Source organism: Mycobacterium gordonae, assembly GCF_001417955.2.
In the GTDB taxonomy this organism is placed as follows: domain Bacteria; phylum Actinomycetota; class Actinomycetes; order Mycobacteriales; family Mycobacteriaceae; genus Mycobacterium; species Mycobacterium gordonae_B.
Window position 1 is genome coordinate 1 of sequence record NZ_LKTM01000038.1, and the last position, 11,696, is coordinate 11,696.

Below are 11,696 nucleotides of genomic sequence, written 5' to 3' on the forward strand. Positions count from 1 at the left end.
CCACAGCAGACCACCCGCGCCCCCCTGGCCGCCGCTTCCGCCGGCGCCACCGTCTCCACCAGTGCCGCCGTCGCCGCCAACGCCGCCGTCCCCACCGTTTCCTTCGATCCCGCTCGGGACACTGTTGAGCCAGGCGGCGCCGCCGTTGCCACCGCGTCCGCCCGCGCCACCGAGGTCGCCGAGACCGCCTGTGCCGCCACCCCCGCCGTTTCCGCCGCTGCCGCCGTTGCCGACGAACAGACCGCCATGACCACCGCTGCCGCCGCTGCCACCCCTTCCGCCCGCGCCACCGTTGGCGCCGGAAGCACCGTCTCCGCCGGTTCCTCCGTAGCCGCCATAAGCGTTCGCGCGGTAGTTCGGGGCCCAAGCCGACGCTTCGCCACCGTTCCCGCCGGCGCCACCCGATCCGCCGAACTCCCCTCCGGGCGCTCCCAGTCCGCCTGGTCCGCCGAACGCGCCGGCATACGCGGCGGTGGAGGTGCCGTCGTTGAGCACTGCAGCACCCCCGGCTCCGCCGGCACCCCCGGTCCCACCCGCACCGGCCAATCCGCCGTTCCCGCCGGCGCCCCCGATGGCAATCGGAAGATTTCCGCCCGCGCTGCCAGTGACGGTGGCACCGCCGGTACCTCCGCCTCCACCCTGACCGCCGGATTCTCCGGGACCGCCGGTGCCACCTGCGCCGCCGGTGCCGCCTCCCGCCGAGAAATAGCCATTGCTGTTGACAGCGTTGTTGGCGCCGTAGCTCCCGTCGGGAGCGGCCTTGCCGGTGGGAGTCGGATTGAGCCCGTCCGCCCCCGGCAGTCCCGTGCCACCCAGCCCGCCGCTGCCGCCGTTACCGAACCAGATCGCGCTGCCCGCGTCGCCGCCGCGTCCGGGCATTCCCCCGTTCACCCCGGCCACTGCCGCACCGCCGGTGCCGCCGGCGCCGCCGTTGCCGTACAGCAACCCTCCCGTTCCGCCGCCGCCGCCGGCCGCCCCGGCTCCGGCGCGACCACCGGCGCCGCCGTTACCGATCAGGCCTGCACTGCCGCCCGCGCCGCCGGCCGCGCCGGGAGCGGTGCTCGCCCCACCCGCGCCGCCGTCGCCGACCAACAAGCCCCCGACTCCGCCTGGTTGGCCCACACCGTTCACGGTCCCGCCGGCGACGCCGTCGCCGATCAGGGGCCGTCCCAACCAGGCCTGCGTCGGGGCATTGACGACGCCCAGCGCCGCCTGCCCGAAGGACTGCAGGGGCGAGGCATTCCCGGCCTCGGCGGTCGCGTACCAAAGTCCATTGGCGCTCAGGACCTGCGCGAATCGGTGGTGGAAGTCCGAGACCTGTTCGCTGAGCAGTTGATATGCCTGACCGTGAGCGCTGAAGAGCGCGGCAATGTGCTGCGAGATCTCATCGGCGGCCGCGGCCGGCACCGCGGTAATCGAAGCGGCCGCCGCCGCGTTCGCCGCACCCACCGACGTCCCGACATCCAGCAGGTCCGCCGCGGCGGCGGCCAGTGCTTCGGGGCGAGCCAACAAAAACGACATCGCACGATCCCCTCGACGCGAGTTCGGTAACCGAGCCGATTGCTCCGACTCCCACCTTGGGGCACATCGCGGCGCAGGTCCCTCCGCCGGCGGGACGATTCGAGGGATGAAATGTGCTCCCCCTATTGGAGGAGCGGCCGCGTTCTCAGACCCAGTACGGCACCCGCGCGCGGTACTGCCGCATCGCGAACGCCGCCATCACCCAGCCCACAACGGTCAGCACCACCACCACCGCCCAGTGCCGCAACTCCTGGGGCGCGCCCAGCAGCGGCGCCCGCACGATGTCGAGGTAGTGCAGCAGCGGGTTGAGTTCGACGATCTTCGACCAGCGCCCGGCGCCCTGCTGCCGAAGTGTGTTGTCGTTCCAGATGATCGGCGTCATGAAGAACAGCAACTGCACCACCGAGTTCAGCAGCGGCCCGATGTCGCGGTAGCGGGTGGCCAGGATGCCGAAGCACAGCGACACCCAGATGCAGTTGAGCATGATCAGCGCCAGCGCGGGAAGCACCGACAGGTCCGCCCACGACCACGGCTTGGGGTAGATGATCGCGATGACGACGTAGATCACGATGTTGTGGGCGAACAGGATCATCTGCCGCCACACCAGCCGGTAGACGTGCACGCTGAGCGGGGTCGGCAGTTGCTTGATCAGGCCCTCGTTGTGCACGAAGACGTCGGCGCCTTCCAGAATGGCGGCGTTGATCAGGTTCCACACGATCAGCCCGAGCGTGACGTAGGGCAGGTGCTCGGACAGGTCGAGATGGAACAGCTTGGAGTACAGCCCACCCATGGCGACGGCGGTCGTGCCGGTGGCGATCGTGATCCAGAACGGGCCCAGCACCGAACGGCGGTACCGCTGTTTGATGTCCTGCCAGCCCAGATGCAGCCACAGTTCGTGACGCCGGAACCCGGCGGTGAGATCACCCCAGGCGCGGGCGAACGTCTTGGATTGCGCAGCGGCGTCGATGAACGTCATGAGGAACCTCCGGGCCGTGCGAACTTCTCCTGGCGTCCCAGCCGGCGCAACCGGACCCACTCCTGCAGCCCCTTGGGGTCGCGGCGCGTCACCAGGAAGAACCAGCCGAACCGCACCCATTCCTGGAACAGCAGCTTGCGCAGCCCCGGCTGGGACAGCACGTAACCGCGGTTGCGGTAGGTGAAGAACCGCTTGTTGGTGTCATCGGGGTACTGGGTGTGCATGCGGCCGCGCAGGATCGGCTTGAACTCATCCGAGCCGCACGGGTGCAGGTACACCGCGTCCAGGCAGGTTCCGAACGGAAGGCCGGATCGCACGAGTCTGCGGTGCATCTCCACCTCGTCGCCGCGGATGAACAACCGCAGGTCCGGTACCCCGATGGCGTCCAGCGTCGAGGCGCGGAACAGCGCGCCATTGAACAGAGACGCGATGCCGGGCAGCAGGTCCTGGCCTGCCTCGGTACGCAGTTCGCTCACCCGACGCCGCCAGACCAGTCCACGGCGCAACGGAAAAGCCAGCGCCTCCGGGTCGTCGATGTTGCAGACCATCGGGGACACCTCGGCCAGCCCGTGCGTTCCGGCGCACGCCAGCAGGGTGGCCAGCACCGTGGTGTCCGCGGCGCGGCCGTCGTCGTCGGCGAGCCAAATCCAGTCCGCCCCGTGTGCCAGCGCCAGCAGCATGCCGAGCGCGAAACCGCCCGCGCCGCCCAGGTTTCGCCGGGAGTTGAGATAGATCGACGGGACCTGTTGTGCGGCAACGATATCGTGTACCCGGCTGTCACCGGAGGCGTCGTTGTCGATGACGATGATCCGGTCCGGTGGCCGGGTCTGGGTGGACAACATCTCCAGTGAGCGGGTGAGTTCCTCGGGGCGCCGGTGGGTGACCACGACGGCGAAGACCCGGTCACTCACGCGCGGTCTCGGCGAGGACTTCGCGCACATGCCGTGCCGCGTCGTCGCCCTCGTAGGCGCGCACCACGTCCTCGATGCCGCCGCTCTGCCGGATCACGCCGTGGTCGATCCACATCGCGGTCTTGCACAGCCGGGCCAGGAATTCGTTGGAATGGCTTGCGAATACCAGGATTCCGGAGCGTTCCACCAGGCTCTGCAGGCGTGACTGCGCCTTCTTGAGGAACTCGGCGTCCACCGCGCCGATGCCCTCGTCGAGCAGCAGGATCTCCGGGTCGATGCTGGTGACGACGCCCATCGCCAGTCGCACCCGCATGCCGGTCGAGTAGGTGCGCAGCGGCATCGACAGGTAGTCGCCCAATTCGGTGAACTCCGCGATCTCGTCCACCTTGGCGAGCATCTGCTTGCGGGTCTGTCCCAGAAACAGGCCCCGGATGATGATGTTCTCGTAGCCCGAGATCTCGGGATCCATGCCGACACCCAGGTCGAACACCGGCGCCACCCGCCCGGTCACCTTCGCCCAGCCGCGCGTCGGTTCGTAGATGCCCGAAAGCAGGCGCAGCAGAGTGGATTTGCCGGCGCCGTTGTGGCCCACCAACCCGACGCGGTCGCCGAGCTCCAGTGACATGGTGATGTCCCGCAACGCCTCGATGACCACCACGTTGGAGGCGTTGCGGCCGATCGCGCCGCCGGCCTTGCCCAGGAAGGCCTTCTTCAGGGAACGCGACTTGGCGTCGAAGATGGGGAACTCGACCCACGCGTCGCGGGTCTCGATGTGGGGACCGCTCGACACGGTTTACAGGTACTGTCCGGTGCCGTGCCCGTGCGGGCCCGGCTTGCCGATCCCGGGCGGCAGTGCGCCCTGCCGCATCTGCTCGAGCTGCGCCCGGGCGGCCATCTGCTGGGCGAACAGCGCGGTCTGGATGCCGTGGAACAGCCCCTCCAGCCAGCCGACCAACTGTGCCTGTGCGATCCGCAACTCGGCGTCCGAGGGCGCGCTGTCCTCGTTGAAGGGCAGGGTGAGTCGTTCGAGTTCCTCGCGCAGTTCCGGTGCCAGGCCGTCCTCGAGTTCGCGGATGCTGGTGGCGTGGATGTCCCGCAGCCGGGTGCGGCTGGCCTCGTCCAGCGGAGCCGCGCGCACCTCTTCGAGCAGCTGCTTGATCATGGTGCCGATCCGCATCACCTTCGCGGGCTGCTCGACCAGGTCGGTAAGCGAGCGTTCCTCGGAGTCGTCCTCTTCGCGCAGCGCCATCAGTCGCGGGTCGACTCCGCCGATTACCTCGATGCCGTCGCTGTCGTCGGCGTGGTCGTCGTTGCCGTTAGCCAACGCAATCACCGTCCTTGTTTGTGGTCTAGGGGTGCACCGGGGTGTCGCCGTGCCATTCGTAGATCTGGGCGCCGCCGTTGTCGTAGATCAGGTTCCAGTACGGCGACTTGTCCAGAAAATATAGTCCTTCGGGAACTTTGAACCCTCGGATCGTCGGGCCGCTGGCTAGGACATAACGGATGTTGAGGGCCTTGATCGCCTCCACCACCCGGGGATCGGAGTCACCCTTCTTGGCGAAGGCCCAGAAGATGTAGCGGTGGTAACCCGGCCCCATCTGCACCGGGTAGTCGTAGTGGGTCCACAGCGGATGCAGACCGGCCACCGCGTACATCCAGGAGGTGCCGTCGACGTTGGAGTTGCCGATCATCGTGTCGTGGGCGCCCGGCAGCTTCGCGAGGTACGCCATGGCGTCGAGGTCGCGCTGGTCGACGATGATCGAGTCGTACTTGTCGCCGAACAGGAACCGGTGCCGCGGGAAGTAGTGCCAGGCACTGGCCACGCTGATGCCGATCAGCAGCGCCGCGGTCGCCGTCGCCCAGAACCGCGACGGCAGCGGCTTTCTCGGTTGCACGAACCGTTTGGCCAGGGCGACCGCCCCGGCGACGATCGTGACCAGCGCTATGGCCGCCATCAGGTTGAACAGCGGGGTCGTGGCCGCGGCGATGCGGCGCGGGTCCTTGTAGAAGAACTCGCCGACTGCCCCGGCCACCCGGCCGAGCGGACCCCATAAGGGGGTGCCCGCGTCGACGTTGATCACGATGAACAACAGCCACACGGCCAGCGGCCACCAGATTTTCTTGGCCAGCATGATGAACCCGCCGACGGCGCACAGCACGCTCAGCCCCCACTGGTAGGGGAAGTCGTTGAGGTGTCGTGAGTGCATGAACACGGCGTCGAACAAGCCGTGTCGCTTGCTGAGGTAGGTCAGGAATGAGTGGCCGGCGATGATGTCTTCCTGCTTGGTGACGCTCAGGAACTGAGGCAGCATGATCAGCCCGGCGCCCACTCCGACGCCGGCCAGCACGGCCAGGTCGCGGATGCGGCCCCGCACCGGGCGCCAGAGCGCTTCGAACAGCCACCAGGCGAACACCAGAATGACCGTGATGATGCCGCCGGTGATGTGCACCGAAAAGACGCCGACGAGCGCCAGGATGGCCACCGGGATGCGGTCGCGGTGTTGCAGCGTCGAGGTGATCAAGGCCATCGCCGGAATCGCGACCCCGTAGGCCGCCAGATTCGGCATCGCGGCCGTGTCGAACTCGACGTAGGGCACCGCGGTGAAGGAGGCCGAAAGTGCCGCCGCGGTGGCAGCCGTGATCGCGGTGCGCCACTCGGTGGTGTGGGTCCGCAGGGCGCGCCAGGTGAGGACCGCCGCGCTGACGGGAAACAGCCAGATCGCCACCGCCAGCGAGTTCAGCGTGTAGCCGGTGGCAGCCGCCGCGCCGGTCAGCTGGCAGAACACGGCCGTCAGCGCGTGAAAGACCGATGGGTAGTAGAGCAGCGCGTGGGTCTCGACGTTGCGCAGTTCGCCCATGTGGGTGGACGACGCCTGGCCGACGTCGAGAATCCAGCGCACCTCGTTGCCGTGCCACACCGCGTCCCAGGTGCTCGGGATCGACTGCCAGTGTGGGATGCCGCTGAACGCCGCCCAGGCGATCAGCACGACCCCCAGCAGCACACCGGCCGCGACGACGATCGCCGGGCCGGGGTTGATTGCGCGCGCCTCGGCCTGTTTATCCCGGAAACGGGCGAGCAGCAGCTGCAGCACCGTCGCCAGCACACAGACGACCACCAGCGCCGCCAGGGCGGTCCACCCGTTCCATGGCATGCCGAGCGCGCCGTAAGGGATGATCGCCAGCGCCACTACGCCGTACGTCAGCGCTGGTCCGGCCGCGATGGCGATCGGCCAATTCAACTGCGCGATACGTGCGACGATGGCGCCCGGCGCGATCAGCAGTACCAATGCGATCAGCGTTCCGAAGCACAAGCTCACTCGACTAGTATGGCTGCCCGGGTGAGTTGACTCGGGAGGCCGGTAACGGCAGGAACGTCTATGGCGCATCCGCTACCGACACCCATTTGTCGAAATTGCGTTAGCTCTAAGGTGGCTGGCATGGCCTACGACGTCGCCCGGGTGCGCGGACTGCACCCGTCGCTCGGTGACGGATGGGTGCACTTCGATGCGCCGACAGGCATGCTCATTCCCGATTCCGTGGCAACCACGGTGTCCACGGCCTTTCGCCGGTCGGGCGCCAGTACCGCGGGCGCGCACCCGTCGGCGCGGCGCAGCGCGGCGGTGCTGGACGCGGTCCGCGAGGCGGTGGCCGATCTGGTCAACGCCGATCCCAGCGGTGTCGTGCTGGGTGCCGATCGTGCCGTGCTGCTGGCCTCGCTGGCCGAGGCGTCGTCCGCCCGTGCCGGCCTCGGGTACGAGGTGGTCGTCAGCCGTCTGGACGACGAGGCCAACATCGCGCCGTGGCTGCGCGCCTCCCACCGCTACGGCGCCAAGGTCAAGTGGGCCGAGGTCGATATCGAGACCGGAGAGCTGCCGACGTGGCAGTGGGAGAGCCTGATCAACAAATCCACCCGGCTGGTCGCCGTCACCTCGGCGTCGGGGACGCTGGGCGCCGTCACCGACCTGCGGGCAGCGACAAAGCTGGCCCACGACGTGGGTGCCCTGGTGGTTGTCGACCACTCAGCCGCGGCGCCCTATCGACTGATCGACATCAAGGAGACCGAAGCCGACGTGGTGGCGGTGAACGCCGTGAACTGGGGCGGACCGCCGATCGGGGCGATGGTGTTCCGCGAGCCGGCACTGATCAACACGTTCAGTTCGGTTTCCACCAACCCGTACGCCACCGGGCCCGAGCGCCTGGAAGTGGGCGGGCACCAGTTCGGCTTGCTGGCCGGCGTCGTCGCCAGCATCGAATACCTCGCCGCCTTGGACGAGTCGGCCCGGGGTAGCAGGCGGGAGCGGTTGTCGGTCTCGATGCAGTCCGCGTCGTCGTACCTGAGCCGGATCTACGACTACCTGATGGCGTCGCTACGGTCGCTACCGCTGGTTATCCTGCTGGGTCGCCCCGAATCGCGGATACCGGTGATCAGCTTCGCCGTCAACGAAGTGCCCGCCGACCGGGTGGTGCAACGGTTGGCCGACAACGGGATTCTGGCGATCGCCAATGCGAACTCCCGCGTGCTGGATGTTTTGGGGGTCAACGACATCGGCGGCGCGGTGACCGTCGGCCTGGCGCACTACTCCACGATGGCCGAGGTGGACCAGCTGGTGCGCGCGCTGGCTTCATTGGGCTAGACCGTCAGCAGGATCTTCCCGAACGTCTCGCCGGACTGCAGCAGCCGGTGCGCTTCGGCCGCGTCCTGGATCGGCAGGCGCTTGCCGATGATCGGCCGCACCCGCTGACTGGCGAACATCGGCCACACCGAGGTCGTCACCGCGTCGACGATGGCGCTCTTGCTGTTCGGCCCGCTGACCGGGCGGGCGCGCAGCGTGGTGCCGATGACGCGGGCCCGTTTTGCCATGAGTTTGCCGATGTTGAGTTCGGCTTTCACCCCGCCCTGCATGCCGATGATCACCAGCTGCCCATCGGTGGCCAGCGCGTCGACGTTGCGGTCCAGGTAGGCCGCTCCCATGATGTCGAGGATCACGTCGGCGCCTCTGCCGTCGGTCTCCTGCCTCAGCCGCGCGACGAAGTCCTCGTCGCGGTAGGAGATGGCGATCTGGGCGCCCAGCTCCCGGCACAGTTCGAGCTTCTCCGCAGAGCCGGCGGTGACCGCCACCCGGGCGCCGAGCGCGCGTGCCACCTGAATCGCGTGACTGCCGATACCGCTGGCCCCGCCGTGCAGCAGCACCAGCTGGCCGGGGCCCAGATGGGCGGTCATCACCAGGTTCGACCAGACCGTGCACGCCACTTCGGGGACGCCGGCGGCATCGACAACGTCCAGGGGTGCCGGCACCGGCAGCACCTGTCCGGCCGGAACGGCGACGTACTCCGCGTAGCCGCCACCGGCCAACAGGGCGCAAACCTCTTGCCCGACAGTCCATTTGGTGACATCGGCACCGACGTCGGCGATGGTCCCGCTGACCTCCATGCCGATGATCTCGCTGGCGCCCGGGGGCGGCGGGTACTTGCCGGCGGCCTGCAGCACGTCGGCGCGATTGACGCCGGCCGCTGCCACCTTGATCAGTACTTCACCGGGTCCGGCGGATGCATCGGGGACGTCTTGCCAGACCAACCGCTCGGCGGTTTCGGCGACGATGGCGCGCATGCTGGCCACGCTACAAGCACCGCTACCCTTATCTGCGGTGGCGTGGCAGAGCGGCCTAATGCACTCGCCTTGAAAGCGAGAGACGGCTAAAACCGTCCGGGGGTTCAAATCCCTCCGCCACCGCTCACGTGTGGGCGTTGGCTCTGCGCGTGGGGCGAATTCTTGCGAGTACCGGCCGCCCTGAGCGCAGACTGAAACCCCGAAACCCTCAGTGCAGCGTCGGCGCGTACCGCAGCACCGCGGCGATGCCGTCGGCCGGATCGATGCGCTCGTCGGTGCGCACCAGCGAGGCCCCGACCGACACCGCGAACATCGGCAGCGCCTCATCGGCGCGCAACGTCTTGGCGGGCGCGGCGCCCTGCTCGGAGAGCACCTGGTGGTTCGGCGCGACGGTGGTGAGTCCTTCGTCGGCGACCACCGTGGCGTCCCCGATCTCGCCGACGATCAGCGTTTCCACGGCACCCTGGCGCAGCGCTGAGCACACGGCGTCCAGGCCCTCGGCGGCGCGCCCCGAATTCCGGCCCATTTCGGCATCGAAACGCTGTGCGGCATCATCGATTTCACGGATTCGCCGGTTAGCGAACCAGGCGTCGATGTGGCTCTGCACCTCGGTGACGTCGTGTCCGCTGTTTCGTGCCCCGACTTCCAGGGGCACCGTGCGGTCCCGGACCCGGTCGGCGAGAGCCTTGACCAGATCGGAGCGAGAACGCACTTCGCCGACCACGAACACCGCATCGGCCGCCGTCCCGTCCACCAGCTCGGCGATACGGTCGGCCACCGCGCGGATGTTCTTGCGGGCGGCTTCGTCCGTGCGTTGCTGCGGGTCGCCGTATCCGGCGGTTTCGGCACCGGACGCCTTGTGCACCGGATAGCCGCCACCGTCGACGGTCTCTGTCTCCAAGACGCCGTCGATGTGGATGGTGATGTCGGCGCCCGCATGATCTACCTCGATCAGCAGGTAGGTGGGGGTGACGAAGCCGTGCTCGACGATCGGGACGATGTAGGGCAGCTCCGAGACACGGACCACCGTCGTCGCGGTCGGACGCAGCAGGTGCTCGTTGACGACGACGCCGTCGGCGCCGGCGACCACTCCACGGCCGCTCCAGCCGACGGGTGGCCGCAGGTCCATCACCGCGCGCTCGATTTCGGCGGTCAGTTCGTCGGTGACGCCCTGTCTTTCCAGTTGGTCACGCAGCGCGCGCCACTTGAGCTCGAGCTGTTCGTCGGCGTCGGGAGTGTTGTGCGTGTCTTCGAAGTACATCGACACGAATGGGCCGCGCGTGTCCAGGAGCTGGCGGAAGCGTTCGGAGTCCATCCGCGGTGGTTGCCCGCGCAGGCCTGGGACAAACGTTCAGACGCGTGGAATCGACGCGGCGATCGTGTCCATCAGGGCTTTATAGCGCTTGAGCTCGGGATCCTTGCCGGGTTTCCCGCTGCTGATCAACCCGGCGGACATGCCGCGCGCCGGGTCGGCCCAGATCGCGATGTTGGCCAGGCCGAGGTTGCCGAACGCCTGCGGTGCGTTGCGGCCGAACGGCCCGAACCGCTCGGTGCCCAGCATGTAACCGGTGCCCCAGCGGGCCGGCATCAGTCCCACCGCGACATCGGGCCGCAACCGCCGGGATTCCTGGACGGCGCCGTACATCCGTTCCGGGCTCATGATGCGAACACCGTCGAGTTCGCCGCCCCGGCGCCAGATCTCGGCGAACCGGGACAGCTCGTGCGCGGTGGAGATGGTGTTGGACGACGGCACCACGGTGGACAGAAAGGCCGGGGTGTTCGTATACGGGATGATCTCGTGCACGGTGCCGCCGATCGCCTTGCGGAAGATCGCCGCAATGGCCGGCGGAAGCGGTTTGCCGGTGGGGTGGCTGGGCGCAACCAGTGGGATGTCCTGCGGCGCGACGCCGAAATTGGTCCACCGGAAGTGCAACGGATCCAGGATCTCCGCGGCGAGGATGTCGCGGATGTCTTTGCCGGCGGCCGCGTAGACGATTTCGCGCATCAGCGGGCCCCAGGTCAGCGCGTGATACATGTGCATCCGGCCCGGCGGGTAGAGCGGCCTCAGCTTGCCGAGCTGCTCCTGTGCGTATTCGTGGTCGTCGGCGCGGCGCAGGTCCGGCTTGGGACCGGTGGGGAACGGGACTCCCGCGCTGTGGGTGAGCACGTGCCGGATCGTCGTCTTGTCCTTGCCGTGGCTGGTGTAGCTGGGGATGTACTGGCAGACGCGGTCATCGAGTGCGAAGACGCCCTGCTCGACCAGCATGTGCACCACGGTCGCGGTGATGCCCTTGGCCGCCGAGTACACGCAGAACGGGGTGTCGGTGGTGACGGGAATCTTCTCGGCGCCGGGTTCGTCAGTGGGCGCGTTGCCCCAGCCGTGGCCGATCGCGCGGTTGAGCACCACCTTCCCGTTGCGCCGGATGCAGAGCTGGATAGCCGGGTGCATGCCGGCCTGATACCAGTGCCGGGCGGCCTGCCAGATCCTTTCGACGGCGGCGCTGTCGATCTCCGAACGGTCTTCTTCGCTGATCGCGGTCACGGCGTCCAGGTCGGCCGGCACACGGATCCGGCCATAGGGTGTCGAACTCATCTGCGCCAGCCTAGACGGTATGGAGGCGACTTGAGGCCGAAGGCCTCGGGCTGCAATCGGACGTGGGTTGCCGATGGCGGGTGAACA

10 protein-coding genes and 1 tRNA gene are annotated in these 11,696 nt (G+C 68.3%); 2 read left to right on the top strand and 9 right to left on the bottom strand.

Annotated elements, in window-relative coordinates:
- The 6 genes from AO501_RS40060 to AO501_RS06535 form a co-directional block, all read right to left on the bottom strand.
- Window positions 1–1,521 (bottom strand): PE family protein (locus AO501_RS40060; RefSeq protein WP_055576950.1); only part of this gene is annotated, 1,521 nt, incomplete at its 3' end.
- A 145-nt stretch (window positions 1,522–1,666) separates the two neighbouring features.
- A complete protein-coding gene (locus tag AO501_RS06515) occupies window positions 1,667–2,497 on the bottom strand; it encodes an ABC transporter permease (RefSeq protein WP_055576951.1) in 831 nt (276 codons plus the stop codon).
- Entirely contained in the window at window positions 2,494–3,408 is a 915-nt protein-coding gene (locus AO501_RS06520) for a glycosyltransferase (protein ID WP_055576952.1), read from the bottom strand. The genes AO501_RS06515 and AO501_RS06520 overlap by 4 nt, the downstream gene beginning before the upstream one ends.
- Window positions 3,401–4,198 carry an ABC transporter ATP-binding protein gene (locus AO501_RS06525; protein WP_055576953.1) on the bottom strand — a complete coding sequence of 266 codons (798 nt, stop codon included), beginning with the start codon at window positions 4,196–4,198 and terminating at the stop codon, window positions 3,401–3,403. The genes AO501_RS06520 and AO501_RS06525 overlap by 8 nt, the downstream gene beginning before the upstream one ends.
- 3 nt (window positions 4,199–4,201) lie before the next feature.
- Entirely contained in the window at window positions 4,202–4,657 is a 456-nt protein-coding gene (locus AO501_RS06530) for a bacterial proteasome activator family protein (RefSeq protein WP_231752360.1), read from the bottom strand.
- Window positions 4,658–4,757: 100 nt separating this feature from the next.
- The gene (locus tag AO501_RS06535; RefSeq protein ID WP_055576954.1) at window positions 4,758–6,725 is read right to left on the bottom strand and encodes a DUF6541 family protein; all 1,968 of its coding nucleotides are present in this window, start codon (window positions 6,723–6,725) and stop codon (window positions 4,758–4,760) included.
- Between the two features lie 120 nt (window positions 6,726–6,845).
- On the opposite strand from AO501_RS06535, the gene AO501_RS06540 reads away from it, so the two are divergent.
- Entirely contained in the window at window positions 6,846–8,042 is a 1,197-nt protein-coding gene (locus tag AO501_RS06540; protein WP_055576955.1) for a cysteine desulfurase-like protein, read from the top strand.
- Here the strand turns inward: AO501_RS06540 and AO501_RS06545 are convergent.
- Window positions 8,039–9,016: an NAD(P)H-quinone oxidoreductase gene (locus AO501_RS06545; protein WP_055576959.1), complete on the bottom strand. Its 978-nt coding sequence runs from the start codon at window positions 9,014–9,016 to the stop codon at window positions 8,039–8,041. The genes AO501_RS06540 and AO501_RS06545 overlap by 4 nt on opposite strands.
- A 36-nt stretch (window positions 9,017–9,052) precedes the next feature.
- On the opposite strand from AO501_RS06545, the gene AO501_RS06550 reads away from it, so the two are divergent.
- Window positions 9,053–9,139 (top strand) — tRNA-Ser (locus AO501_RS06550).
- Window positions 9,140–9,224: 85 nt separating this feature from the next.
- Here the strand turns inward: AO501_RS06550 and AO501_RS06555 are convergent.
- A complete protein-coding gene (locus AO501_RS06555) occupies window positions 9,225–10,331 on the bottom strand; it encodes a hypothetical protein (RefSeq protein ID WP_055576956.1) in 1,107 nt (368 codons plus the stop codon).
- Window positions 10,332–10,367: 36 nt separating this feature from the next.
- The gene (lipE, locus tag AO501_RS06560; protein ID WP_055576957.1) at window positions 10,368–11,609 is read right to left on the bottom strand and encodes a lipase LipE; all 1,242 of its coding nucleotides are present in this window, start codon (window positions 11,607–11,609) and stop codon (window positions 10,368–10,370) included.
- Window positions 11,610–11,696 lie beyond the last annotated feature (87 nt).